Annotated in this window: 20 protein-coding genes; 11 read left to right on the forward strand and 9 right to left on the reverse strand. The window is 60.3% G+C overall.

All coding sequences use genetic code 11. The annotated features are described in order from the left end of the window. Window positions 1–238: 238 nt before the first annotated feature. The gene (locus tag WDN46_02400; protein MEJ0092302.1) at window positions 239–1531 is read right to left on the reverse strand and encodes an ROK family transcriptional regulator; all 1293 of its coding nucleotides are present in this window, start codon (window positions 1529–1531) and stop codon (window positions 239–241) included. A gap of 369 nt (window positions 1532–1900) precedes the next feature. Between WDN46_02400 and xylF the strand changes: the two genes are divergently transcribed. The 3 genes from xylF (at window position 1901) to WDN46_02415 (ending at window position 5141) form a co-directional block, all read left to right on the forward strand. After that, on the forward strand, window positions 1901–2971 hold the full coding sequence (gene xylF, locus WDN46_02405; GenBank protein ID MEJ0092303.1) for a D-xylose ABC transporter substrate-binding protein: 1071 nt from the start codon (window positions 1901–1903) through the stop codon (window positions 2969–2971). A gap of 73 nt (window positions 2972–3044) precedes the next feature. Continuing rightward, on the forward strand, window positions 3045–4277 hold the full coding sequence (locus WDN46_02410) for a sugar ABC transporter permease (GenBank protein MEJ0092304.1): 1233 nt from the start codon (window positions 3045–3047) through the stop codon (window positions 4275–4277). 24 nt (window positions 4278–4301) lie between these two features. Then, window positions 4302–5141, forward strand: a complete 840-nt coding sequence (locus tag WDN46_02415; protein ID MEJ0092305.1) for an ATP-binding cassette domain-containing protein — start codon at window positions 4302–4304, stop codon at window positions 5139–5141. Window positions 5142–5205: 64 nt separating this feature from the next. On the opposite strand, the gene WDN46_02420 is transcribed toward WDN46_02415, so the two are convergent. Both WDN46_02420 and secA read right to left on the reverse strand, forming a co-directional pair. Next, window positions 5206–6036: a hypothetical protein gene (locus tag WDN46_02420; protein ID MEJ0092306.1), complete on the reverse strand. Its 831-nt coding sequence runs from the start codon at window positions 6034–6036 to the stop codon at window positions 5206–5208. Window positions 6037–6079: 43 nt separating this feature from the next. Beyond that, window positions 6080–8908, reverse strand: a complete 2829-nt coding sequence (gene secA / locus WDN46_02425; protein ID MEJ0092307.1) for a preprotein translocase subunit SecA — start codon at window positions 8906–8908, stop codon at window positions 6080–6082. 608 nt (window positions 8909–9516) lie between these two features. Here secA and WDN46_02430 point away from each other — a divergent pair. From WDN46_02430 to WDN46_02450, 5 genes are all read left to right on the forward strand, one after another. Continuing rightward, window positions 9517–10419, forward strand: a complete 903-nt coding sequence (locus tag WDN46_02430; GenBank protein MEJ0092308.1) for a peptidylprolyl isomerase — start codon at window positions 9517–9519, stop codon at window positions 10417–10419. Between the two features lie 232 nt (window positions 10420–10651). Next, on the forward strand, window positions 10652–11893 hold the full coding sequence (gene argJ, locus WDN46_02435) for a bifunctional glutamate N-acetyltransferase/amino-acid acetyltransferase ArgJ (GenBank protein MEJ0092309.1): 1242 nt from the start codon (window positions 10652–10654) through the stop codon (window positions 11891–11893). Window positions 11894–11909: 16 nt separating this feature from the next. Further along, window positions 11910–12314, forward strand: coding sequence for an 8-oxo-dGTP diphosphatase MutT (mutT, locus tag WDN46_02440; protein ID MEJ0092310.1), 405 nt, complete (start codon window positions 11910–11912; stop codon window positions 12312–12314). 177 nt (window positions 12315–12491) lie between these two features. Then, window positions 12492–13154 (forward strand): cell division ATP-binding protein FtsE, encoded by a 663-nt coding sequence (gene ftsE / locus WDN46_02445; GenBank protein MEJ0092311.1) that lies wholly within the window; start codon window positions 12492–12494, stop codon window positions 13152–13154. Window positions 13155–13211: 57 nt separating this feature from the next. After that, a complete protein-coding gene (locus WDN46_02450) occupies window positions 13212–14186 on the forward strand; it encodes an ABC transporter permease (GenBank protein MEJ0092312.1) in 975 nt (324 codons plus the stop codon). Here the strand turns inward: WDN46_02450 and WDN46_02455 are convergent, their stop codons facing one another. From WDN46_02455 to WDN46_02465, 3 genes are all read right to left on the reverse strand, one after another. After that, complete coding sequence (locus WDN46_02455; GenBank protein ID MEJ0092313.1) at window positions 14187–15506, reverse strand: ATP-binding protein; 1320 nt, start codon at window positions 15504–15506, stop codon at window positions 14187–14189. A gap of 205 nt (window positions 15507–15711) precedes the next feature. Beyond that, window positions 15712–16446, reverse strand: a complete 735-nt coding sequence (locus WDN46_02460) for a response regulator transcription factor (protein ID MEJ0092314.1) — start codon at window positions 16444–16446, stop codon at window positions 15712–15714. Window positions 16447–16459: 13 nt separating this feature from the next. After that, on the reverse strand, window positions 16460–16984 hold the full coding sequence (locus WDN46_02465) for a MarR family winged helix-turn-helix transcriptional regulator (GenBank protein MEJ0092315.1): 525 nt from the start codon (window positions 16982–16984) through the stop codon (window positions 16460–16462). Between the two features lie 323 nt (window positions 16985–17307). On the opposite strand from WDN46_02465, the gene WDN46_02470 reads away from it, so the two are divergent. Together WDN46_02470 and WDN46_02475 are read left to right on the forward strand one after the other, a co-directional pair. After that, window positions 17308–18195: a branched-chain amino acid aminotransferase gene (locus WDN46_02470; GenBank protein ID MEJ0092316.1), complete on the forward strand. Its 888-nt coding sequence runs from the start codon at window positions 17308–17310 to the stop codon at window positions 18193–18195. A 44-nt stretch (window positions 18196–18239) separates the two neighbouring features. Then, complete coding sequence (locus WDN46_02475) at window positions 18240–18842, forward strand: TMEM175 family protein (protein MEJ0092317.1); 603 nt, start codon at window positions 18240–18242, stop codon at window positions 18840–18842. Window positions 18843–18993: 151 nt separating this feature from the next. Here the strand turns inward: WDN46_02475 and WDN46_02480 are convergent, their stop codons facing one another. Together WDN46_02480 and WDN46_02485 are read right to left on the reverse strand one after the other, a co-directional pair. Continuing rightward, a complete protein-coding gene (locus WDN46_02480; protein ID MEJ0092318.1) occupies window positions 18994–20883 on the reverse strand; it encodes a L,D-transpeptidase family protein in 1890 nt (629 codons plus the stop codon). 147 nt (window positions 20884–21030) lie between these two features. Next, on the reverse strand, window positions 21031–22563 hold the full coding sequence (locus WDN46_02485) for a sigma-54 dependent transcriptional regulator (protein ID MEJ0092319.1): 1533 nt from the start codon (window positions 22561–22563) through the stop codon (window positions 21031–21033). A 287-nt stretch (window positions 22564–22850) separates the two neighbouring features. Between WDN46_02485 and WDN46_02490 the strand changes: the two genes are divergently transcribed. After that, window positions 22851–24713 carry a M3 family oligoendopeptidase gene (locus WDN46_02490; protein MEJ0092320.1) on the forward strand — a complete coding sequence of 621 codons (1863 nt, stop codon included), beginning with the start codon at window positions 22851–22853 and terminating at the stop codon, window positions 24711–24713. 74 nt (window positions 24714–24787) lie between these two features. On the opposite strand, the gene trpS is transcribed toward WDN46_02490, so the two are convergent. Then, window positions 24788–25822: a tryptophan--tRNA ligase gene (trpS, locus tag WDN46_02495; protein ID MEJ0092321.1), complete on the reverse strand. Its 1035-nt coding sequence runs from the start codon at window positions 25820–25822 to the stop codon at window positions 24788–24790. Between the last annotated feature and the right edge of the window lie 192 nt (window positions 25823–26014).

The raw sequence follows: 26014 nt of genomic DNA on the forward strand, positions 1-26014 counted from the left end.
CAGTCTCTTCGACTGCTATTGAATTCGTTTTGATTAGTATTCTTTGTGTCCGCTTCATTCTTCCAGAAAAGCTGAGGTTACTTTTGGAGAATGAAGGTTTTGCAGATTTTAGTCTGCTCGTTCACCACCCTAGACGCGAGATTTGATAAAATCACCTCGCTATTTTTGATTGCTTGCCACGCATAATTACAGATCAGTTATTGAGTGTCAAGCGCGCAGCGTCGGCATAGCCTCGCCGTCATGGGGAATGGCGGCGGGCGTGCGGCAGCCGCATCTGGTCCTGCCGACCCATTCCAATATGGGCGCCGTTCACGGGGCGCCACGGTTTCCGATAGATGCCCTCGAGCACCAACGAGGCGGCGCCCCGTGCCCAGACTTCATCGGTCCAATCGTGGAAAATGATTTCGCACCGGCCGCGCAAGACGGCGAGAGTATTTGTCGCGACCGCAGCGCGAAGCGAGGGCTCGATCAAGTCCACGGCGCACATGCTGGTTCCGGAAATAATGACCTTTGCCGGGTCGATGATATTGATCAGATTGGCGATTCCCATCCCAAGAATTTCCCCGACCGTCGCAAATATCCGTTGGAGGCTGGCATCCCCGGCGCGCGCCCGTTGCACGAGGCCCGCGACAGCCGCCTCGACAGCGGTTTCGTCATCCGCCGGGGGCAGTTCCATCACCTTCCGCGCCTCACGCAAGATGGCGTAGTCAGCCGTGAAGGCCTCGATGCATCCAGTCTGGCCGCAACGGCAGCGCGGCCCGTTGCGATCAATTTTGGAGTGCCCGAACTCAGTGCCCATCAGGTGATGGCCGCGGAAGAGTTCGCCATTCAGGAAGAGCCCCATGCCAATGCCGGCCTCTACGGTGACGACGACGAAATTATCGACGTCTTGCCCATAGCCAAACCAGCGCTCGGCGAGCGCCAGCAGATTGGCGTCGTTCTCGATGGTAACCGCTACGCCCAAGCGCTGCCGCAACATTTCGGCGAACGGCACCGGCATCGGATCGGCTGCGAGTATGGGGCTCCAATGGGAAATCCCGGCCGTGGAATCGATGAAGCCCGGAAGGCCAACGCCAATTCCGGCAATTTGGCGAAGATCGAGTCCAGCGCTAGCCACAACCGCACGAACTCCGTCGTCGAGAAGATTGGCGATGGCCTCGGGTCCCAGTCGCCAGGGCCTTATCGGGAGCACCAAGCTCGCCAGCAGATCGGCGCGCAAATTGGAGACGATCAGCGAAACCTGATGCATCGCCAGTTTCGCGCCGACGACATTAGCCCCATTTGGATTTAAGCGCAGCAGGCTGGTCGGTCTGCCCCGCGCGGCGACGGCCGAGGCATCGCTCTCGTCATCATAGATAACGCCCTCCTGGAGCAGCGCCGCGATCACTGCCGAAACGGTCGTGCGGCTCAACCGCGCGTGCTTGCCGATGTTGAAGCGGGAGACGGGCTCAAACCGCCGGATCGTGTCCAGGATATGGAAGCGGTTGATCGCTCTGATGAGCTCCGCGTCGCCGGTCTGAATCGCGTGCATGCTCAAATTTTTCTCCGCCATCGATCCTGATTAATCAGTGACACATTTTGTCTGGCTTGTCGGCAAAAATAATCGGATTGCCCAATAGGCCGCTTGACCGCAGCAGGCCGTCTTCGCTCAGACGCCCCTGGTAAATAATTTCGATTACAGCACGGTCATGACGTTGACACCGACTGTCAGTGCTGCAATTATGTACGCCTTGTTTGCACAACGTGAGTAACGTTTGCGGATAGGCTATATCAAGATCGCGCTGTATTGACGATCGCGCCAAAAGCAAAGAGGCTGAGCTAAAAAAGCCAGCCTTGAAGCAAATAGATCTAATAATCTATACTATAAGAAAATCTAAATAAATAAAATCCGGGAGGAAGTATGATAAATCCGAGGAGGATCGCCGCTGGAATTGTGTGCGCGGGCTTGGCGCTGGGCATAGGCGCGGTGGGGGGCGTCAAATTAGCCAAAGCGGCAGACAAAAAGGTCATCGTCGGCGTCAGCTGGTCGAATTTTCAAGAAGAGCGTTGGAAGTTGGACGAGGCGGCGATCAAGGCTGAGCTCGCCAAGCTTGGCGCGGACTATATCGGCGCCGATGCGCAGAGTTCGCCATCGAAACAGCTCTCCGACATCGAAAGCCTGATTGCGCGCGGCGCTTCGGCGTTGATTATTCTGGCGCAAGACACTGACGCAATCCAACCGGCCATCGCCAACGCCAAGGCGGAACGCGTTCCCGTCGTCGGCTACGACCGTCTTATTGAAGCGCCTGGCATTTTCGGCGTGACCTTCGATAACCGCGAGGTCGGCCGGCTCCAGGCGGCGGATGTCCTCAAGGTCGCGCCCAAAGGCAACTTCGTCTTCCTCAAGGGTTCTTCGACCGACACCAACGCCGATTTTGTCCACGCCGGACAAATCGACGTTCTGAAACCCTCGATCGATTCAGGCGCCATCAAAGTGGTGGGCGAGGAATATACGCCGGGTTGGCTGCCTGAAAATGCGCAGCGCGAGATGGAGCAAATTCTTACAAAGACGGGGAATAAGGTCGACGCCGTCGTCGCCTCCAACGATGGCATGGCGGGCGGCGCAGCGGCCGCGCTGGCGGCGCAGGGGCTAGCCGGCATACCGCTCTCGGGTCAAGACGCCGATAAGGCGGCTTTGAACCGGGTCGCGCGCGGTCTGCAGACCGTCAGCGTCTGGAAAGATTCGCGCCTCCTTGGCGCGACAGCTGCCGACGCCGCCGTGGCGATGGCGAAAGGCGCGGCGCCTGATGGTCTGCCGAACACGCAGAAATTCAACGAAGGACCAAAAAAAGTTGTTTTGGACGTTGAGTTCTTGAAGCCGATCTCGATCACCAAGGACAATCTCGACGTCGTGATCAAGGCGGGCTGGGTGACCAAAGACGCAGTATGCCAGGGAGTGGATCCCGCCAAGGGACCCGCCGCCTGCAAATAGGCGAGCGGACGGGCTGGCTCGCGTCAGCCCCTCAACAATAGTTATGCCTGCCAAAAATCGGGGAGATCGTCCTATGACGTCGCTTACCCAAGCTCGCAGCGCGATCCAAGTAAAGAGCCTGAAAGATCTGCGGCGCGCGCTTGAAGTCGATTTTCGGCTCATCGCAATGATCGCGGGCATTATCGCCGTTTGGATCTGTTTCGACGCGCTTTCGGGCGGGGTCTTCCTCACTCCTCGCAATTTGTGGAATCTCGCCATCCAAACCAGCGTGGTCGGCATCATGGCCACCGGCATGGTTCTCGTCATCATCACTCGCAACATCGATTTGTCGGTTGGCTCGGTACTGGGTTTCACCGGAATGGCGATGGCGGTTTTGCAAGTCCGCTTCTTCCCAATCGGAGCGCCGTGGAATTGGGCGGCTTCTCTAGCGTGCGGCTTGGCGCTCGGCGCCGCCATCGGCGCCATGCAAGGCTGGTGGGTCGGCTACCGCGGAGTGCCATCCTTTATCGTAACCCTTGGCGGCCTGTTGATCTTCCGCGGCTTGGCGTGGAGCCTGACCGAGGGCCAAACGGTGGCCCCTCTGGACGAGAAATTTCAGTTGATGGGCGGCGGCCTTTCGGGTTCGATCGGTTCGTTCTGGAGCTGGGTCGTCGGGGCCATGGGAGTCGCGATCGTCCTTGCTCGCACATTGATGACGCGCCGAAACCGTCAGCGATACGGCTCCGCCGTGCGGCCAGTGTGGGCCGAGCTTCTGGTGGCTGCGGTCTCCGTCGGGGCGATCCTCGGTTTCATCGCCATCATGAACGCCTATACGCGGCCGCGGACCGACCTTGGCCAGGGCATCCCGATCCCTGTGTTGATCTTGATCGGCACAATTTGCGCAATGTCCGCCTTGACCAAGCTGACCAGATTCGGCCGCTATGTTTTCGCAATTGGCGGCAATCCGGACGCGGCGCAGCTTGCGGGCATCAACACCCGCTTGGTGCTCATGAGCGTCTTCGCTCTCATGGGTTTGTTGGCGGGCCTTGCAGGAGCGGTGCAGACCGCCCGCTTGAATGCCGGCGCGAACTCAACCGGCGAACTGTTGGAGCTAAGCGTCATCGCCGCCGCGGTGATTGGAGGCGTGTCGCTAAGCGGCGGCGTCGGCGCAATCTCCGGCGCAATTGCTGGCGCCGTATTCATGCAAAGCCTGCAAAGCGGAATGCTCCTTCTTGGTCTGCCGACTCCAATGCAAAACGTCGTGATCGGCCTCGTGCTCATCGTGGCCGTCTGGATCGATACGCATCACCAGCGTCGCCGCGTCTGATCGACGCCCTGTGAGGGACTAACCATGACACTCATTCGCGAAGATAGCGTTCCGCTCGTAGAGATGCGCAACATCTCAATCCACTTCGGGGGCATCAAAGCCGTCGATGATGTCAGCGTCGATCTCTATCCCGGCGAAGTCGTCGCCCTGCTTGGTCATAATGGAGCGGGCAAATCCACCTTGATCAAAATCTTATCCGGCGCCTACCGGGCGAGCGCCGGAGATATCAAGATTGACGGAAAACCGGCGGAGATCCACAGCCCGCGCGACGCGAAGGCCTATGGCATCGAGACAATTTACCAATCGCTCGCGCTGGCGGAAAATATCGATATCGCCGGCAATCTATTCCTTGGCCGCGAGATCCTGACGCGATGGGCGACGCTCGATGACGCCGCGATGGAGCATGTCGCCCGCCAAGCGGTCCTGGAGCTCAATCCGAATTTCAAGCGCTTCAAGGAACCGGTGAAAGACCTCTCCGGCGGCCAGCGCCAATCGGTCGCAATCGCCCGCGCGCTGCATTTCAACGCGCGCATACTGATCATGGACGAGCCTACCGCCGCTCTAGGTCCGCATGAAACCAAGCAGGTCGCCGAACTCATCATGCGCCTTAAAGCCAAGGGCATCGGCATCTTCCTCATCAGTCACGACATACACGACGTCTTCGAACTAGCCGACCGGATCAGCGTCATGAAAAATGGCAAACTCGTCGGCACGGTGAAAACAACGGATGTCACGCAAGATGACGTGCTCGGCATGATCATTTTGGGAAAACGTCCCCCCGTCGCGGATGATCCAATCGGCGATATGGCGGCCCTGCGGCCAACGATCGAGGGCAGCCTCGGGGGCGGCGGCGTTTCTTTGTGAAGGCCCGCGGCGCCCTATTTGAGCGCCGCCGAGCCTTTCGCCAGCAGCAAGAACGCGGCCTCCATCAGGATCGCCACAAACTCTCCACGAACCACTCCTCGTTTGACGCGGGATCGCGCACGATTGCATCCTGGCTGGAGATGCCTTCCACCCATGCGCAGCCGAGCAAATGACCTTCGCGCCAAGGCAAGGTGGATAGCTCGATTGTGTAGTCGTCGCCAGGAGCCCTTCGCCGCGCGTAGGAGAACTCGCAATCCATCAGCTTCCGCAATGTCGGCAGATCATAGCCTTCTTTGCGCGCCAGCTCTGCAAGCGGCATTTTCTGGGTGATCGGCAAAGATCGGCTGCGCGCGCGAATGGCGTGGTCGCCCGCGATGTACAGGCATGTCGTCATTGAGGCGCTGCGTTGCAGCAGATGCGCGGCGAAACTGCGCGAGTATGGCTGCAGCCGCCAGTCCTCCTCATAGGCCCCGCTCGGCGCGCGCTCGATCATGCAGGCCCCTGCGTCTCGCCATTCTAGCCAGCCTGGCTCCGGGAAGGTGACTACAGGCTGAAAGCGGAACAGTTCGCGCTCGCTCGGCCAGCTCGCCGTGGGAAAGGGCTCCCCGTGCGGATCGAACAGGGTGACGCCGCAGAAACAGTCCTGCTCGGCCAACGCCAGCAGATCATCCCTCGCGCAGCCATCGAGTCCGCTCCGCGCGCGCAAGTTGGGCCGCGTCGCGCCTACCCGAATGTCGCCGACGCCTGAGGCCGTCTGCAACCAGACTACCCGCGTCGTCGTATCTTCGGCCCCATTAGAGAAGCGGATATAGCGGCGCTCCCAACATCCGATCAGTTTTTCGGGCACGGTAGCGGAGCCGCATAGCGCTTCTGCGGCGAAGGTCGCGTCGATCACGAGCGTTTAGCAACGCGGGCCGCAAGATCGCAAATCATTACCTTCAAACGATAGCGCCATGACAATGCTTGAACTTCTTGCCCGAACCGCAGGGGCATAGCTGATTGCGCCCAACCTTGCCATAGATTGATGACGCTCCGGGTTCCTGCACGAGCGTATCCGCGGCGGCGGACGCCGCGACCTCACCTCCGCCTAGTATCGGCGGAACGCCGGTCGGCGCAGCCGCGGGGCGGCTCAGTTCGGCGAATGTAGCGCTCGTCGTCAGACCATCCTGGACGAAAGGCGCGGTCGGCGGCGCAAGGATCTCTTGCGGCGGCGGCTCGAAAGCCACTTCGACCCGGCTCAACTGCGACGTCGTGGCTTCACGAAGATGCGCGATCAGCTCGTCGAAAAGCTCGAAGGCCTCGGATTTATATTCGTTCAAGGGATCGCGCTGCGCCATGCCGCGCCAGCCGACAACCTGCCGCAAATGATCGAGCGTCAGCAAATGCTCGCGCCAAAGATGATCGAGCGCTTGCAGAATAATCTGCTTTTCGACATAGCGCGTGACCTCGGCGCCGTTCCTTTCGACGCGGGCCGCGTAGTTTTCATCGGCGGCTTTTTGCAGCCGTTCGCGCATCTCCTCTTCGGTGATGCCCTCTTCCTTGGCCCAATCCGCGAGCGGCAAAACCAAATTGAAGGCAGCGTCGACCGATTGAGAAAACCCTTCGATGTCCCAGGTCTCTGGATAAGAATCACGCGGAATATGTTTGACTATGAGATCGTCGACGACGCCCTGGCGCATGTCGGCGATCATTTCCTCCAGCGAATCTTTCGCCATCATCTCGCGACGCTGTTCGAAAACGACTTTGCGCTGGTCGTTCATGACGTTGTCATACTTGAGAATGTTCTTGCGCATGTCGAAGTTACGCGCTTCGACCTTTTGCTGCGCCTTCTCCAGCGCCTTATTGATCCATGGATGCACGATCGCCTCGTCCTCTTTGAGGCCGAGCTTCACCAGCATGGATTCCATCCGGTCGGAGCCGAAGATCCGCATCAAATCGTCTTTCAAGGACAGGAAGAATTTCGATCGTCCCGGATCGCCCTGCCGGCCGGCGCGGCCGCGCAGCTGATTGTCGACGCGACGGCTCTCGTGCCGCTCCGTTCCGATGATGTACAGGCCGCCAGCGGCGATGGCCTTAGCCTTGAACTCTTCGACTTCGGCGCGGATCTCCGCTTCCTTGGCCTCGCGTTCGGCTCCTTCCGACAGATTTGCGCATTCCTGGGCGACGCGCATTTCCACATTGCCGCCGAGTTTGATGTCCGTGCCGCGGCCCGCCATGTTGGTCGCGATGGTGATCGCGCCCGGAATGCCGGCCTCGGCGACGATATAGGCCTCCTGCTCATGGAAGCGTGCGTTGAGGACGGCGAAAAGCTTTGACGGCTTGTTCGATCGCGCCGCAGCGTAAAGCTTCTGCAAGGCCTGCGGCTCGTCGAAGTTAATCTGCTTGTAGCCCTGCGCCTTCATCGCCTCGGCGAGCTGTTCAGATTTCTCAATCGATGTCGTGCCGACCAGCATCGGCTGGAATTTGGAGTTGGCGGCCTCGATTTCGCGCGTGATGGCGCGCAGTTTCTCTTCGGCGGAGCGATAGACTTCGTCATCTTCATCGAGACGCTCAACCGGCTTGTTTGTCGGAATTTCGACGACTTCGAGCTTATAGATCTCAGCGAATTCATCCGCCTCCGTCGTCGCCGTTCCGGTCATGCCGGCGAGTTTGGAATAAAGCCGGAAATAGTTCTGGAAAGTGATCGAGGCTAGCGTCACGTTCTCGGGCTGGACCTGCACATGCTCCTTGGCTTCAAGGGCCTGATGCAGACCTTCGGAATAGCGCCGGCCCGGCATCATGCGGCCGGTATATTCATCAATAATCACGACTTCGCCGTTGCGGACGATGTAGTCCTTGTCGCGCTGGAACAATTTATGCGCGCGCAAGGCTTGATTGACGTGATGCACGATCGTGACATTGGCTGCCTCGTAGAGGGAGCCCTCGATCAGAATGCCGGCCTCGCGCAGCAATTCTTCCATATGCTCGTTGCCGCGCTCGGTGAGGTTGGTCGAGCGTTGCTTTTCGTCGAGGTCGAAATCTTCGGGGTTGAGGCTCGGAAGAACCTTGTCAATTGCGTTGTAGAGATCCGACCTGTCGTCTGAGGGCCCCGAGATGATCAGCGGCGTGCGAGCCTCATCGATCAGGATCGAATCGACCTCGTCGACGATCGCATAGGCATGGCCGCGCTGGACCATCTGGTTCAGCTCGTACTTCATGTTATCGCGCAGATAGTCGAAGCCGAACTCATTATTGGTGCCATAGGTGATGTCGGCGGCATATGAGCGTCGCCGCTCCTCATCGTCGACGCCATGCACGATAATGCCGGTGGAGAGGCCTAGAAATTTATAGACCGTCCCCATCCATTCGGCGTCGCGGCGGGCGAGGTAATCATTGACGGTGACGACATGCACGCCCTTGCCCGCGAGCGCATTGAGATAGGTGGCGAGCGTCGCAACCAGGGTCTTGCCCTCGCCGGTGCGCATCTCGGAAATTCCGCCCTCGTGCAGCACCATGCCGCCGATGAGCTGAACATCGAAGTGCCGCTGACCCAATACGCGCCGCGCCGCTTCGCGCACTGTGGCGAAAGCCGGAATGAGGAGGTCGTCGAGCTTTGCGCCGGCTGCAAGTTGCTCGCGAAACGCTACGGTCTTGGCCGCCAACTCGGCATCCGTGAGCTTCAGCATTTCGGGCTCAAGGGCGTTGATTGCCGCGACTTTCGGCTGGTAACCTTTCAGCCGTCGATCATTCGCCGATCCAAAAATCTTCCTCGCGAAGGAACCAAGCATTATCAAAAAACCCTTTCTCGACTTCACCAGAGCCAGCATCCGCCGCCACGGAATAGCTTTGGCTTGTTTGGCTTGATCGCAAGCGCCGCGAGGCTCGACGCAACCGCCCCTGCGGCGGCAATAAGCATTTTATACTGCAAGCTTCACGCAAATTCTTCCGCTAACTGGGGGCTCTGCGCTTGGAGCGGTCGTGGGGTCGATCGCTCCGATTGAATTGACCATGCGCCGGCCTATTGTGCTAACTGGTGAGCTTTCTGGAAAGCTCACCGCTTTTGGGAATAAGATCACGCTTTATTGACGCGACCGCGACAGACTTCATAGTAAAAACCGGCGCGTCGCAGTTCTGCAACAGTCCGGCCAGAGCTTGGAGGCGGCCGAGCTACCGGATCAGGAGCCGCCCCATGACCAAGCTGGAATTGGCAAGATGCGCCGCAAAGCCCAACGCCGCAGCGAAAAAACCTCTCCTCGGCGCTGTTCGACAGATAAGATTGCGGTCTGGCCTTGTCAAACTCCGCTGTCCATGCATCTTTCCGCGCGCCAACTTAAACCCGAGTTCGCCCGCTGAACGGCGTTCATACTATTTCTTTATAAGCCCGGAGCTCAATCGCATGTTCAAGAAGACATCCTCACGCGTCCTGGCCGCAGGTCTGGCATGCGCTTTGGCTATCGGGGGCCCCGCGCTCCTTGCCGCCTCTCCCGCAGCCGCAAAGGTGCTCGCCACCGTCAACGGACAGGAGATCACCGACCAGGATCTGAAAATCGCCACCGATGATCTCGGCGCCAGCTTGCCAGCCCAGCTGCAGGGCAAGGCGCGCGAGGCCTATCTGCTCGATTTCCTGATCGACGGCGTACTCGTGGCCCAGAAGGCGCAGGCCGAGAAGCTCGACCAAACGCCCGACTTCGCAAAAAAACTCGCCTACTACCACGAGAAGCTGCTGATGGAGAGCCTGCTCGGACAGGTGGCGAAGTCCGCCCTGACCGATGCGGCGCTGAAGTCGACCTATGATGAAGCCGCCAAAGCGCAAAAGCCCGAAACCGAAATCCACGCGCGTCATATTCTTGTCGCGACCGACGATGACGCCCGCGCGGTGATCAAACGGCTGAAGGCTGGCGAGGATTTCGCCAAGGTCGCCAAGGAAGTCTCCAAGGATTCCGGCTCGGACGGCGGCGACCTCGGCTGGTTCACCAAGGATCGGATGGTGCCCGAATTCGCCGACGCCGCATTCAAGCTCGAACCAGGGCAGTTGTCGGAGCCGGTAAAGAGCGCGTTCGGATGGCATGTCATCGAGGTCGAAGGCAAACGTCAGAAGACTTTCCCGTCTTTTGACGAGGTCAAGGATCAGGTCAGCCGATATGTCGTGCAAAAGGCTCAAACTGAGCTGGTCGCACAATTGCGCAAGACGGCGAAGATCGAGCGAACCGAGGCTGCGCCTGCTGAGCCGGAGGCCGCAACCTCCGACGCCGCCCCAGCGGCCGCCGCGCCTGCGCCGGCCCCCGCCGACAAAAAATAAAGCAATCTGATTTGACGAATTTGTCGGGGCAAAAACTTGTCCCGACAATTCGGACTGTTTGCCGCCGAGCGCGTCTCGCGGTCAAGACGCCCGGCGGCCTTGCTCGCCTTCGGAAAGCAGTTGATATTCCTGCTTTGCTCTTGACGGCGTCGTCGCTCTTGACGACGCAATCCCTGCCCGCACACCAACGTCCATGCTGGACGTCTCGCCGCGTTTCGAAGGATCAGAATTCATGGCCGCCGCCTTATCGCCGCTCGCGCCCAAATCCTACCCGGATCTACCTGAAATCGAGGGCGTCCGCTTCGCGACGGGGGCCGCCGGCATTCGCTATAAAGACCGCACCGATGTGATGTTGGCGCTGTTCGACAAGGGAACCCAAGTCGCCGGCGTATTCACCAAATCGAAATGCCCCTCGGCTCCGGTTGATTGGTGCAAGGCGCGCCTGCCCGGCGGCAAGGCCCGTGCGCTGATCGTCAATTCCGGCAACGCCAACGCCTTTACCGGCAGAGTGGGCGCGCAGGCGGCGAAGCTGACCGCCGCGCTCGCCGCCAAGGCCACGGGCGCGCCGCCAGCCGAAATCTTCCTCGCCTCGACCGGCGTCATCGGCGAGCCGCTCGACGCCTCAAAATTCGACGGCGTGCTCGAAGACCTCGCCGCCAGAGCGTCGCCCGGAGGTCAGTTGGAGGCCGCCAAGGCGATCATGACTACGGACACTTATCCGAAGGTCGCGACCCGGACCGCGACGATCGGCGGCGTCGAGGTCAAGATATCAGGCATGGCGAAAGGCGCCGGCATGATTGCCCCTGATATGGCGACCATGCTGGCTTTCGTCTTCACCGATGCGCCGATCGCCGCCCATGCGCTGCAAGCCATGCTGAGCAAAAGCGTCGAGGATTCGTTCAACGCCATCACGGTCGATAGCGACACCTCGACATCCGACACGCTGATGCTGTTTGCGACCGGAGCCGCCGCCAAGCGCGGCGCGCCGACTATCGTCGCCGCCAATGACCGCCGCCTCGCGCCGTTCAGGGCGGCGCTCGGCGAGCTGCTGCTCGATCTCGCGCATCAAGTGGTCAAAGATGGCGAAGGCGCGCGCAAATTCATCAAAATCACCGTCGCCAGCGCGGTCTCGCATGGCTCGGCCAAGAAAATCGCTTTGTCGATCGCCAACTCGCCTTTGGTCAAAACCGCCATCGCTGGCGAAGACGCCAATTGGGGCCGCATCGTCATGGCGGTCGGCAAATCGGGAGAGCGGGCCGAGCGCGACAAGCTCTCGATCTGGTTCGGCGAAATCAGGGTAGCCAACATGGGGCTGCGCGATCCGACCTATGATGAGGCCGAAGTCTCAAAGCTCGTCCGCGAGCAGGAAATCGCGATTTACGTTGAAATAGGCCTCGGCAGCGGCGAGGCCACGGTTTGGACCTGCGATCTGACCAAGGAATATATCGACATCAACGGCAACTATCGCTCATAAGCCGCGGAGTCTTCGGGTGAAGCTTCTGCTTGTCGTCGCCGTTGCGCTGATAGATGCGGATCGACGGGTTCTGATCGCGCAGCGGCCCGAAGGCAAGTCTCTCGCGGGCCTTTGGGAGTTTCCGGGCGGCAAGGTCGATCCCGGCGAGCGGCCTGAGGAAGCTCTGATCCGCGAATTACGCGAAGAATTGGGAATCGAGGTCGAGGCGCCATGCCTTGCGCCGCTGACTTTCGCGAGTTTCGCCTATCCCGATTTTCATCTGCTGATGCCGCTCTACATATGCGGGCGCTGGAGCGGCTTCGTCTCCTCGCAGGAAAATCAGACGCTGAAGTGGGTTTTCGCCAAGGATTTACGCGCCTATCCCATGCCGCCCGCCGACGCGCCGCTGATTCCTGCGCTGGTGGATCTGCTCGGAGCGTGAGCCGCCAAACTTTTGATTTCGCTTTTTCAACGCCTTGATACGATGAGGCGGCTGGATCGCGGCTTCCGCCGAATCGGTCTGCGCGTTCAAAGCAATGCCTGGCCCCTGCGGATGGATAGAGGTCAGCCGCCGAACGGCCTGTTAGGGAAAAGAATCTTTCCGCCAGAGGGTTATCGCTTGGTCCGGTTTGAAAATGTCGGCTTGCGCTATGGCATGGGCTCGGAAATCCTGAAAGACATCAGTTTTTCAATCGAGCCGCAGTCGTTCCAATTTCTGACCGGTCCTTCCGGCGCCGGCAAAACCACGCTATTGCGCCTGATCCTGTTGTCTTTGCGGCCGACGCGCGGCTTGATCCGGCTGTTTGGCCGCGACGCCTTGACGCTCGACAAAAACGCCATCACCGATCTCAGGCGGCGGATCGGCGTCGTATTTCAGGACTTCCGCCTGCTCGATCATTTGACGACCTATGAAAACGTTGCTCTCCCTTTGCGCGTGCGCGGCAAGGAGGAGGCGACCTATCGCGGCGAAGTGACGGAGCTGCTGCATTGGGTCGGGCTCGGCGAGAGAATGCATATTCTTCCGCCCGTGCTGTCCGGCGGCGAAAAACAGCGCGCCGTAATCGCCCGCGCCTTGATCGTGCGGCCGCAGCTTTTGCTGGCAGACGAGCCGACTGGCAATGTCGATCCGAATTTGGCGCGAAGGCTCCTTCGGCTGTTTACCGAGCTGCATAAATCCGGCACATCGGTGGTGATCGCGACCCATGATCTCGCCTTGATGGATCAGTTCGACGGCGCCCGCCGCCTCGTGCTCGGCGATGGCCGGCTGCATATTTTCGACTGACTCGACATTCGGGTTCGAGAGTGGCCACGTGGCATGATGCGATCCGAGAGACCATTGATGAGCTTTTTTTCAGCCGCGTGGCGGCGCGCCCAAGCGGCGGCGGCGCGAAGCGGCGAGCAGGCGACGCATGACATACGGCCCGACAAGGCGTTGGTGCCGGCGGCATCCATCGCCGGGCGGGCGCTCGTCACCGTGATCGCCATTATGGCTTTTCTCGCCGCCCTCACCGCCGGAGCCGCGATCATGATCGCCGACGCTTCGTCCGGCTGGCAGAGCCAGGTCGCGCGCGAAATGACGATCCAGATCCGCCCGACCGTCGGTCGCGACATTGAGGCCGATGCGAATAAAGCGGCCGAACTCGCAAAAAAAATGCCGGGCGTCGCCTCCGTTCGCCCCTACAGCAAGGATGAGTCCGAGGCGCTGCTGCAGCCCTGGCTCGGCGACAATCTCGACCTCACTGAATTGCCGGTGCCGCGCCTCATTGTCATCAGCCTGGAGCCCGGCGCAAATCTCGACGCCGCCGCGCTCAACAAGACGCTGACCGAAGCAATTCCGGGCAGCAGTCTCGATGATCACCAAGTCTGGCTGGAGCGTCTCGCGATCATGGCGAAGACGGTGGTCGCCGTGGCGGCGGTGATTTTTGTTCTGGTTTTGATTGCGATGACGTTGGCGGTTGCTTTCGCTACCCGCGGCGCCATGGCGGGCAATCGCGAAATCATTGAGATTTTGCATTTTGTCGGCGCCGCCGACGATTATATTTCGCGCCAGTTCCAGCGCCATTTCTTGCAGCTCGGTCTCCGCGGCGGAGCGATCGGCGGCGGCGCGGCGCTTCTGATTTTCCCCGCCTGCTCCACGCTCGTCTCATGGTTTCGCGCGACGCCGGGCGGCGATCAGATGGAGGCGATGTTCGGCGATTTCACGCTCGGCCAAAACGTCTATGTCGCGATCCTGCTCATCGCCGCGGGGATAGCGATTGTGACGGGTCTGGTATCGCGGATCATCGTGTTTCGGCATCTGCGGGATTTGAGTTGATTACACCGGCACGCGCACCGTCGCCCGCAAGCCACCCATAGGACTGTCGCTCAGCGTGATGTCTCCACCGTGCGAGCGGGCGATATCGAGCGCGATCGCGAGGCCAAGCCCGGTGCCCCCAACATCCTGATTGCGGGATTCGTCGACGCGGAAAAACGGCCGGAAAACATCTTCGCGCAGGGCGACCGGAATGCCCGGTCCATCATCATCGATGTGGATGATCAGGAACCGCTGGTCCCGATAAGCCTCGATGGCCATATGCTTGGCGTGATTTTGCGCGTTGACGATGAGATTGGACAGGCAGCGTTTGAAGGAGTCCGGCCGCAGCGCGACAATCGGATCTCCGCTGAACGTTATTTTGAGATCAAAACCGTCCCGCTCCGCATCAAAGCGCAATTCCTCGAGCAGATCCAGCATATCCACCGGCGCCGCGCTCTCGCCGGCGGCGCCGCGCGCGAAGGCGAGATAGGCCTCCAGCATCCGCTGCATGTCCTCGACGTCTTTTTGCAGATCCCGATTTTCTTCGCTCTCGCCCATCAGGGCGAGCGACAGCTTGAAGCGCGTCAGAATGGTGCGCAGATCATGGCTGACGCCGTTCAGCATGGTAGTGCGCTGTTCAAAGGCGCGTTCGATGCGGCGCTTCATCTCGATGAAAGCAAAGCCGGCCTGCCGCACCTCGCGCGCCCCGCGGGGCCGGAATTCCGGCTCGCGGCCCTTGCCGAAAGCCTCCGCTGCGCCGGCCAGCGAAAGAATGGGCTTGATTTGATTGCGCAGAAACGCAATGGCGACGATGATCAAAACCAAGGACGTCCCGACCATCCAAAGCAGAAAAATGTAGGAATTCGACGCATAGGCCGCGCTACGATAGGCCACGACCCGCAAGATTGCGTCATTGAGTTGAATGCGGATCTCGATCAAATTCGACCGCCCGACCGTATCGAGCCAGAACGGCCGATGGATCTGACGCCGGATCTCGTTCGACAAGGCTCCGTCGACGATCGAAAAAAAAGGCTTGGGCAGCGCCGGCGGCAGCGGCCCCTTGGGCAGAAACTCGACATCGATCCGCAACCGCTCCTGAGCGATGCGCATCAGGGTTTCCGTGCTGTTTGGATATGTCTGGTAAAGATCGATGATCGCCGAGATGTCTTGCGTCAGAACGGTTGAAAGCCGGTTCGTCACCTGCTGCCAATGGCGCTCCATGAAGACATAGGTGAGGACGCTCTGGAGGATCACCATCGGCGCGATGACGATGAGAGCCGAGCGGGCGTATAGCCCCTTGGGTAGAAAATTCGTGATCTTGCGCCAAAATCCCCGCCACAAGGAGCGGGGTCGCTCAAAGGAGGCAGGAAGCGAAATGGTCAAGCGCGGCCCCGATTCGGCGGTGGTTCAGCTGAGCGCGATTTTGGATTCCGTTTAGAAATCAGCGTGACGGCTCAGCTTGGTGCGACAAGTCTCCATCCGGCTTCCGGAAAAAATTGCCGCCTTTCGGGATAAGATCATACGTTGAAACAAAGAGAAACAGGGGTCAACGATCGACCAGCAAGCGATAGCCGGCGCCGCGGGCGGTTTGCAGATGCAGCGGATTGGCGGGGTCTCGCTCGATCTTGCGGCGCAGGCGGTTGACCTGCACATCGACCGTGCGCTCATTGCCGGCGACCCCGGACCCCGCCAGAGCTTCGCGCGGCACAGTCTCGCCGGCGTGCTCCGCGAGCATGCGCAACATGTCGCGCTCGCGATCGGTTAGCCGGACAATTTCATCCCGCTGGCGTAGTTCGCCGCGCTCGAGATCGAAGCAAAAATCGCTGAACCGCACCTGCGTCACCGGCCCCGGCGCGGCGCGCGGCTGCGCACGGCGCAGGATGGAGGCGATCCGCAGCGACAATTCACGCGGCTCGTAGGGCTTGCCGAGATAATCGTCGACGCCGGTTTCAAAGCCGCGCACGCGGTCTTTCGTTTCGGTGCGGGCGGTCAGCATAAGAATGGGAACTTGGGCGAGATCCAGCGAGGGATCCATGCGCAATCGCTGGGCGAAATCGAAACCATTCTCGCCCGGCATCATGACGTCGAGAACTATGAGATCGAAAGCCAGACTTTTCAGGCAGGCCATTGCGTCAGCTGCGTCTCCGGCTGTGGTGACGCGATAGCCTTGATCGGTCAGAAAGCGCGACAGCAACGCCCGGATGCGACGGTCGTCATCAACAACCAGAAGGTGCGCGGCGTCATCGGCGGGCGCCCCGGCGGCCGGAGCGTCGTTAGACAAAGAGGTCACTGTTTCAATCCCGCGATTGGTCCCACGCCCGCTTCAGGCGGTTCGATTCAACCAAGGTCGCCACTTTGGCTTGCTCGCCCGCATCGACCATGGCGAGCAGAAAATCAATTGCATCGGATCGGGCGTTTTCCGGCAATTGCCCAAAAACCCGAGCGAACCGTTTCGATTGCAGCAACGCGACCTCAAGGGCCAGGGCTTTGCCGCGCGCCGTGGGAAATAATTGGCGCTGGCGACGATCATTCAGCCCTGGATGGGCGACGACATAATCTTGATCGAGCATATCCTTGAGGACACGATTGAGGCTCTGCTTGGTAATCTTGAGTATATCCAGCAATTCGGCGATTGTGAGGCCCGGGCGCCGGTTGACGAAGTGCAGAACCCGGTGATGCGCCCGGCCGAGGCCGAAATTCTCAAGCAGATGATCGGCGTCGCCAACAAAATCGCGATAGGCGAAAAACATCAGTTCGATCAGATCATAGGCGGGCTCGGCCGAAACCGCGCCCTCCACGACGCCGCGCTCGGGCGCCAAGCCCGTAACAGATTGCTTATTTTGCAGCGCCAAGTCCAAGCAAACGCCTCTATCGCAGCTTTGACATATTTCAGCAAAATTGTTACGCGTCAACCTGATGGCGGGCGGGCGAGCTTGCGACCATCCAGCTCCGCATCGCGTTGGCGAACGATGAGATTATGGTTTGCCGGCGCGGCTGATATGGGCTTTCATCACATTAAATTGCCTTTCGGCATTAATGCGCCCTTTACATACAAAGCCCGGATGGGGGAAGCTTTTAAAGCAAGGCGCCGCGCCAAGCCGACTGCGAGCTGACCACAACCACAACACAGGAATTGCAATCAATGTCGGTTTTGCCTTTCGATCAGCGCGACGGCTTTATTTGGCTGGACGGCAATCTCGTCGCCTGGGCGAACGCCAAGCTGCATGTGCTTTCGCATGGTCTGCATTACGCTTCCTGTGTGTTCGAGGGCGAGCGCGCCTATGGCGGCCGCATCTTCAAGTCGACCGAACATTCCGAACGGTTCAGGGCTTCGGCGGAGCTGCTCGATTTCCAGATCCCCTATTCCACAGCTGAATTGGACGCCATCAAGCAACTGGTCGTCTCCAAAAACAATTTCCAGAACTGCTACGTCCGCCCCGTCGCCTGGCGCGGCAGCGAGATGATGGCGGTCGCGGCGCAGAATTCGACCATCCATGTCGCCATCGCCGCCTGGGACTGGCCGAGCATGTTCGACATCGAGACGAAGATGAAGGGCATCAGGCTCGACATGGCCGAATACCGCCGCCCCGATCCGCTGACGGCGCCGTGCCGATCCAAAGCCGCCGGCCTCTACATGATCTGCACCATCTCCAAGCATCGGGCGGAACGCCGGGGCTACGCTGACGCCTTGATGCTCGACTGGCAGGGCCGCGTCGCCGAATGCACCGGGGCCAACATCTTCTTTGTCTTGCAGGGCGCTTTGCACACGCCGATGGCCGACTGTTTTCTCGACGGCATCACGAGGCGCACCGTGATCGATCTCGCCAGGCGGCGCGGGATCGAGGTGATTGAGCGGCGCATTATGCCCGAAGAACTCGCCGGCTTCGAAGAATGCTTTATCTGCGGCACCGGGGCCGAGGTCACCCCCGTCTCAGAAATCGGACCCTATAAATTCACGCCGGCGGCGATCTCCCGCGCCTTGATCGATGATTATTCCGCCGAGGTGCAGCCAAAACAGAAGGCCGCTTAAGCGAGAGAGCGCCAATTGGCGTTCTCTGATCGGCGGGGATTGGCATGCCGAAGGGGCGCCTCGAAGCTTTCACCGACGGCGTGATCGCCATCATCATCACCATTATGGTGCTGGAGCTGAAGGCTCCCGCCGGACATGATCTCGCCGCCCTGCAAGCGAGCCTGCCGATATTGCTCGTCTATGTCCTCAGCTACGTAAATGTCGGCATTTATTGGAACAACCACCACCATCTGCTGCACGCCGGAGAACGCGTGAACGGCAAGGTGCTTTGGGTCAATCTCTTCCTGTTATTCTGGCTGACGCTCGTGCCGTTCGTGATCCGCTGGATGGATGAGAGCGGCTTTACTCCCTTGCCGACGGCGGCTTATGGCGTAGTTCTGGCTATGGCGGCAATCGCCTATTTTTGGCTGCAATGGTCGATCGCGGATTGCAACGGGCCGGAGTCCATTATTCGCGCCGCTATTGGCAAGGATCAGAAAGGCAAACTCTCGCTTATTCTCTATATCGCGGCGATCCCGCTAGCTTTCGTTTCGCCGTGGATATCCATCGCCCTCTATGTCGCCGTCTCATTGATGTGGTTTATTCCGGACCGCCGGATCGAGCGCTTTACCGGCGGACCCGAGTCTCAGGCGAAGGACACGCCATAACGCCCACACACGGCGGCGATCGCGGCCGGATCGTAACCGCCAGCTTCGCCGCGCGGGGCCAAAGCGGCGAGCTCCGCGAACATCTCTTGGATGCCGGCGCCGGGAGCGCAAAAAATCAGCAGCTTAGCGGCGACGGCTTCCTCGTTGCGGCCTAGCTTTCCAGCCCGAGCGCCGCCTTGACCCGCCGCGAATAGCCGTAAATGTCGTCGCGTATTTGCAGGCGCCCGGCCTCATCTACATAAGCGGTGAAATATTCGAGGTGAACCGGCAGCGGTTTCGGCAGAAAGACATAGCGCTCCTTGCCGCCGATCAATTTTTTGACCCGATCCTCGCTCCAGCCCTTTCCAAGCACCGTTTGGGCGAAGCGGAATGGGTCGTCGACGCGCACGCAGCCATGGCTAAAGGCGCGCTTCTCCTCGCTGAACAACGCTCGCGACGGCGTATCGTGCAGATAGACCGCGTAATCGTTCGGGAACATGAATTTGATGCGGCCCAGCGCATTGCGCTCCCCCGGCGGCTGACGCACGGTGAGCCTGCCGCCCTTCCAAATCGTCTCGTAGCCAAGCCTGTGCAGGTAATTCGGATCGGCGGCGAGTTTCGGCATCATCTCTTTTCGGATGATGGACGGCGGCACGTTCCAATAAGGATTGACGATCAGAAACTGCATTTTGTTGGAAAAAATCGGGGTCGGCGTGTCTGACTTGCCGACAACGACCCGGTGGCGCTCCACGACTTCGCCATTCTCGACGACGGCGACCTCATAATCGGGAATGTTGACCTCGATGCGGTCATCGCCAATATCGCGCTGCATCCAGCGCCAGCGCTCCATATTGGCGATAATTTCGGCCTCGATCTTGGACCGCTGGCCGCCAGACAAAACAGCGATAGTCTGTGCGGTCAACCGACCCGTGCCGGGCAGCCCATTGGCTTTCTGGAAATCCGCAACCGCCATCGCGACTCTCGAATCATAGACAAGATCTTCAGCGTCATCGACCCCTTGGCCATCGAGACTGAGACGGGCGCGGATCAGCGGCACGCGGGGATCGCGCATTCCGACTTTCAAGACAGGGCCGCCGGGAATCGCCGCGCTGGCCACAGGCGCGCGGTCGCGCCGCAATTCAGCAAGCTTGTCGCGCAGAGCCGCATACGCTTTCTGCGGCGGGTTGAAACCCCTCAGCGTAGCGCCGGCGGCGGCGCCAGCATTGGCGACGGTCGTCAGAATGACTGAAGGATCGGCGATATCCGGCCGCTCCCCGATCGAGGACGCGATCAGGTGTGGATCGACGCGCGAGCCGCTGGCCTCGCGGCCATAGGCGACGACCGCCTCGCTCAAAGCGATATCGGCGGCGGCGATCTCATCGTCGGAGCCTGTCGGCGAGAAGCCGAGCGGCGGGTTTTTGAGGTCGAGCCCATCCTCCGCAGCGAGTTTGAGCCGCGCCAGCACGGGAACAACTTCGACGTTGGCCTGACCCTCGCGAGACCAGAGGGGCGCGAAATCGCGCGCCGCGTAAAAGGCGGCGATGGCCTCGCGCTGATGGCGACGAGCGGCGGCGGAACCTTGGAGATCAGCCTCCGATTGCGTCTCGAGCGCGGCCTTCAATGCGGCGTTGAGCGGCGGCAAAGCCGGCCCCGGCGCGGCTGTCTGCTCGGGAGCCTCACTCAAGGGCGTCGCAAGCGTTTCAGGCGCGGTCGCGGACGGGCTATCCTCGGCGCTGGTCCCGTCCGGCGTCGTCAGGTCGCGATTGACCGTCGTCTCGACGCGAAGATCGGGCCGACGCTGGTCATCGACTTGCGCGATCGCCAGAGGCTCCGGAGCTGAATCTGCGGACTCTTTTAAAAGATCGAGGCTGGCTGATCCGCCCGTCTGGTTTGGCGAAAGCCGCGCCTCAGCTCCGGCTTGCGCGCTTCCGGCCCCCGCATAAAGCATCGCCGGCCGCTCCTCCGCGGGGCTAGCCAAAGCGGCGGTTGCCAGCGCAGGCCCCAACCAGCCTGCGACACCGAAGAGAAACGCCAGAGCCAACGCGTTTTTCACCCTAGCCACCCCAACCCGCGCGCATATCTCGAAACCTCGTAATCGCCGCATGACAGAGCCATGCTCAGGCCGCCTGTGAAGCTTATGTAGTTCATCTCGATCGTCAGTAAAGGTCTCTACCCAACAAGGTGAACGGTTTCCGCGCGGCGCGGATCCTCACGCGGCGTCATCGCGGCTGTCCTCAACCCGCGGCGCCGCGCCGGCCAGCGGATTGTCCTCGGCGGACTCCAAGCCATATTCCTTCATCTTGCGATAAAGAGTGGAGCGGCCGATGCCGAGTTTGCGGGCCATGGTCGACATCCGGCCGCGATAGCGATGAAATGCAAATCGGATGGCTTCGGCTTCGAGCTGCTCAAGCGGGCGCATGTCGCCGCCATCGCCCAGCAAAGCCATCACATTAGGATCGCGAAATTCCACGCGGACAAATTCTTTTTCACGAGCAAGCTGATCGCGAACCGTCGCCGGGGCCGCCGGAACCCGCACGTCAAAACCCGGAACCTGGGCGGCGATCTGGGGAAATTCGGCGACGGTCAATTCATCGCCATCGGCGAGGACCACGGCGCGAAAAACCGCGTTCTCCAATTGCCGGACGTTGCCCGGCCAATCATAGGCGCTGAGCAAAGCGAGCGTTTCAGCGCTGATCCCGCGTAGCCTCTTGCCTTCCTCGGCGGCGAAGCGGGCGCAAAAACGCCGAGCCAGATCGGCAATGTCGTCGCTTCGCTGCCGCAATGGCGGAATGCCGATCGGATAGACGTTCAACCGATAATACAGATCTTCGCGGAAACGGCCGGCCTTGACCAGTTCGATCAAATTTTGGTTGGTCGCGGAGATCAGCCGGATGTCGACCTTGACCGAACGCTTCGCCCCGATCGGATCGACCTCGCCTTCTTGCAGCGCGCGCAATAGCTTGACCTGCGCCTCGAGCGGCAATTCGCCGATCTCATCGAGAAATAGCGTGCCGCCATGCGCCTCGACAAATTTACCTGCGTGCTTTTCGGCAGCGCCCGTAAAAGCGCCCTTCTCGTGCCCAAACAGGATCGATTCAATAAGATGTTCCGGCAGCGCTCCGCAATTGACCGTCACAAAAGCGCGGCCGCGCCGGTCGGAGGCGCCCTGAATGGCTCGGGCGACCAATTCCTTGCCGACGCCGGATTCGCCTTCGAGCAACACCGGAATGGTCGATTTCGCGGCCCGCTCGCCGAGCCGCACGACGCGATCCATGTCAGAGCTTTTGCTGGCGAGATCCCTGAACGATAGCGTGCCCGAGGCCTGCCGGTTCAGCCGCCGGACTTCATCCTCCAGCGCATCGACGCGCAGCGCATTTTTAATCGAGACCTGGAGCCGCTCGGCTCCGACGGGCTTCACCACGAAATCGATCGCGCCCGCGCGCATAGCCGAAATGACCGCCTCGATCGACCCATTGGCAGTTTGCACAATGGTCGGGATTTTTAGGTCTTTTTCCCGCATTCGGGCGAGCACGGCCATTCCGTCGAGATCGGGCATGACGAGATCGAGGATCAAAAGATCGATCTCCTCCTCCCCCGCGCCGCGCGAACCGGCCAACATCCGCGCCAGCGCAGCTTCGCCGCCGTCCGCCATTTCCGCCGCGTAACCAAAGCGGTGAGCCAAAGCTTCGAGCAGCCGGCGCTGCACCGGGTCGTCGTCGACGATCAGAATTCTGGGGGACATGCGGCCTCGCTGGGGCTTGCTGCCCCGTCGCCGCTTATGGTCATTGATTAGGGTAAATGCGGCGTTAATAAAGCTGAAAAACAGCTACGGCGACAACGCGGAAACTTATGCTTCGGTTGCGCGCGGCTGGCGCTCGAGTTTCCGAATTATCTTGGCCCCTCCGCGGGCGAACGCCGGATTACTGAAAGCCTGCCCAGAGGTTGCAGCGTCCAAGGTTGATCTCGCAGGCTGCGCTCCGATATGACTGCTGCGACCGCTACGACCAATCCTTTGAACTGGATCACCATATGTTCCCCACGCGCCCCGGCTTCCCCGTCATTTTCCGCGCCGCCGCAGAGGCTGCGACGCAGAATGCGCCGACAGTCGACATCGGAGTCTTGCCGGAGTGGAACCTCGGCGATCTCTACGCCTCGATGGATTCGCCAGCTTTTGCGAGCGATCTCGCCAAGGCCGACGCCGATTGCAAGGCCTTTAACGCGGCTTATAAGGGCGAACTCGAAGCGCTCGCCAGGGATGAAACGGGGGCGGCGCTGACGGAAGCGATACGGCGCTATGAGGGGCTGGAGGAGCTGCTTGGCCGCATCTCGTCTTATGCCGGCCTCATCTATGCGAGCGACACCTCCGATCCTGCGCGCGGAAAATTCTACGGCGATGCGCAGGAGAAAATCACCGCCGCCTCATCCAATCTCCTGTTCTTCGAACTCGAGTTGAACCGGCTCGGCGATGGCGCGCTGGACAAGGCCTTGGCGTCCGGCCCGCTGGCGCATTACCGCCCCTGGCTTGAGGACATCCGCAAAGGCAAGCCCTACCAGCTTGACGACAAGATCGAGCAATTATTTCTCGAGAAATCGGTCACCGCTTTCGGCGCCTGGAATCGCCTGTTCGACGAGACGATCACGTCGCTGCGCTTCACCGTCGATGGCGAGGCCCTCGGCATCGAGCCTGTGTTGAATTTGATGCAGGACCCGCAGGAAGAGGTCCGCGAAAAAGCCGCCAACGCTTTCGGGCTCGGGCTGCGCGAAAATCTGCGCGTTTTTACGCTGATTTCCAACACGCTGGGCAAAGACAAAGAGATTTCCGATCGCTGGCGCGGCTTTACCGACGTCGCCGATTCGCGCCATCTCGCCAATCGGGTCGAGCGCGAAGTCGTCGATGCGCTGGTCAGCGCCGTGCGCGAGGCCTATCCGCGCTTGTCGCACCGCTATTACAAGCTCAAAGCCAAATGGTTCGGCAAGCCGGCGCTGAAACATTGGGATCGCAACGCGCCGCTGCCAAACGCTCCCGCCAAGACCTATGCGTGGGCAGACGCGCGGGACACCGTGCTTGGCGCCTATGGCGAGTTCTCGCCGAAAATGGCTGGCATCGCCAAGCGCTTCTTCGATGAGCGCTGGATCGACGCGCCGGTGCGGCCCGGAAAATCCCCAGGCGCCTTCGCGCATCCAACGGTGCCCTCGGCGCACCCTTATGTTCTCTTGAACTATCAGGGCAAGCCGCGCGACGTGATGACGCTTGCGCATGAACTCGGCCATGGCGTGCATCAGGTTCTGGCCGCCCATAACGGCGCCCTGGTGGCCCCAGCGCCTCTGACCCTCGCCGAGACCGCCTCCGTCTTCGGCGAGATGCTGACCTTCCGTGCGCTGCTCGCCAAAGCCGGCGCGGTGAGCGAGCGGCGCGCCATGCTCGCCGCCAAGGTCGAGGACATGCTGAACACCGTGGTGCGGCAGATCGCATTTTATTCGTTCGAGCGCAAGGTTCATCTCGAACGCCGCAACGGCGAACTCACCGCCGAGCGGATTTGCGATCTATGGATGAGCGAACAAGCGGACAGTCTCGGCCCGGCGATCGAGGTTGGCCCAAACTATGAGACCTATTGGGCCTATATTCCGCATTTCGTCCATTCGCCTTTCTATGTCTACGCCTATGCGTTCGGGGATTGCCTCGTCAATTCGCTCTATGGCGTCTACCAGAACGCGAGGGAAGGCTTTGCTGAGCGCTATCTCGCCATGCTTGCGGCAGGCGGCGCAAAACACCACGCCGAGCTGCTCGCGCCATTCGGCCTCGACGCTCGCGACCCAGCCTTCTGGCAGATCGGGCTGTCGATGATCGAAGGAATGATTGTCGAGCTAGAAGGGTTGGAGGAAAAGAGCTAAAGGCTCTCGCAAATCACAGCTGGCTAGGCGCCGCCTAACCGACCATAGTCGGCGCCGCCAAGCTCCCAGAAGCTCTACCGCACAAATCCCAAAATATCCTTCACCGCCGCAATGTTCTCTTTGGCGATGATTCTGGCGCGCGCGGCTCCGTCAGCGAGCACCGCGTCAATATACGGGGCGTCATCCTTCAGCCGTTTCATCTCGGCTCCGATCGGGCCAAGTTTTGTCGCGGCAAGCTCGACGAGCGCCGATTTAAAGACGGAAAAATTGCCGCCCCCAAAGGTCCGCAGAACCTCCGCCTTTGTCTGCCCATTGAGCGCCGCATAGATGCCGACAAGATTTTCCGCTTCCGGCCTGTTGGCGAGGCCCTCGACTTCAGAAGGGAGGGGTTCAGGGTCCGTCTTCGCCTTGCGCACTTTCTGCGCGATCGTGTCGGCGTCATCGGAGAGATTGATCCGCGAATAATCGGACGGGTCCGATTTCGACATTTTCTTGGCCCCGTCGCGCAGACTCATCACGCGCGTGGCCGGCCCTTGAATGAGCGGCTCCGGCAGCGGGAAAAATGCATCGCCATGACCGCGCGCTTCAATCGAAGCCGCAAAATCAGCGTTGAATTTTTGCGCTATGTCGCGAGCGAGTTCGAGATGCTGTTTCTGATCCTCGCCGACTGGCACGCGGGTCGCGCGATAAAGCAGAATGTCGGCGGCCATCAGGCACGGATAGACGTAAAGCCCGACCGAGGCGTTCTCGCGGTCCTTGCCCGCCTTCTCCTTGAACTGCGTCATGCGATTGAGCCAGCCGACGCGGGCGACGCAGTTGAACACCCAGGCGAGTTCGGCGTGTTCGGAGACCTGGCTCTGATTGAACACGATATGCTGTTTGGGATCGACGCCGCAGGCGATGAAAGCCGCCGTGACTTCACGGATGCTGGCCTTCAATTCGTCCGGCTTTTGCGGAACCGTGATGGCATGAAGATCGACGACGCAATAGATGCAGTCATGCGTGCGCTGCAATTCAACGAATTTGACGATCGCGCCAAGATAGTTGCCAAGGTGCAGGTTCCCCGTCGGCTGAACGCCGGAGAATGCCCGTTCAACGAATTTCGCCATGCGGAAAGGGGCTCCTGGTGATTCTTGCCGCGGGCTTATCAGGCTGCGCGGCGCACATAGCAAGGACTCGACGAAGATAGCGCGCTATAGACAGGGTAATGGCATTTTGCGCAAGAGCGGAACCCCGGTGAATTTCGGTCGCGGCCGGGTTGGCCGGGCGCAGCTATGCGCGATCTCCCGCGTAAAATTTAG

It is taken from the genome of Methylocella sp., assembly GCA_037200525.1.
Classification (GTDB): Bacteria; Pseudomonadota; Alphaproteobacteria; order Rhizobiales; family Beijerinckiaceae; genus Methylocapsa.

What these genes read in the sequence shown, in the direction of transcription:
- WDN46_02400 (MEJ0092302.1), bottom strand. Translation starts at nt 1,531, where the DNA reads ATGCACGCGATTCAGACCGGCGACGCGGAGCTCATCAGAGCGATCAAC.
- xylF (MEJ0092303.1), top strand. Translation starts at nt 1,901, where the DNA reads ATGATAAATCCGAGGAGGATCGCCGCTGGAATTGTGTGCGCGGGCTTG.
- WDN46_02410 (MEJ0092304.1), top strand. Translation starts at nt 3,045, where the DNA reads ATGACGTCGCTTACCCAAGCTCGCAGCGCGATCCAAGTAAAGAGCCTG.
- WDN46_02415 (MEJ0092305.1), top strand. Translation starts at nt 4,302, where the DNA reads ATGACACTCATTCGCGAAGATAGCGTTCCGCTCGTAGAGATGCGCAAC.
- secA (MEJ0092307.1), bottom strand. Translation starts at nt 8,908, where the DNA reads ATGCTTGGTTCCTTCGCGAGGAAGATTTTTGGATCGGCGAATGATCGA.
- WDN46_02430 (MEJ0092308.1), top strand. Translation starts at nt 9,517, where the DNA reads ATGTTCAAGAAGACATCCTCACGCGTCCTGGCCGCAGGTCTGGCATGC.
- argJ (MEJ0092309.1), top strand. Translation starts at nt 10,652, where the DNA reads ATGGCCGCCGCCTTATCGCCGCTCGCGCCCAAATCCTACCCGGATCTA.
- WDN46_02450 (MEJ0092312.1), top strand. Translation starts at nt 13,212, where the DNA reads ATGAGCTTTTTTTCAGCCGCGTGGCGGCGCGCCCAAGCGGCGGCGGCG.
- WDN46_02470 (MEJ0092316.1), top strand. Translation starts at nt 17,308, where the DNA reads ATGTCGGTTTTGCCTTTCGATCAGCGCGACGGCTTTATTTGGCTGGAC.
- WDN46_02475 (MEJ0092317.1), top strand. Translation starts at nt 18,240, where the DNA reads ATGCCGAAGGGGCGCCTCGAAGCTTTCACCGACGGCGTGATCGCCATC.
- WDN46_02485 (MEJ0092319.1), bottom strand. Translation starts at nt 22,563, where the DNA reads ATGTCCCCCAGAATTCTGATCGTCGACGACGACCCGGTGCAGCGCCGG.
- WDN46_02490 (MEJ0092320.1), top strand. Translation starts at nt 22,851, where the DNA reads ATGTTCCCCACGCGCCCCGGCTTCCCCGTCATTTTCCGCGCCGCCGCA.
- trpS (MEJ0092321.1), bottom strand. Translation starts at nt 25,822, where the DNA reads ATGGCGAAATTCGTTGAACGGGCATTCTCCGGCGTTCAGCCGACGGGG.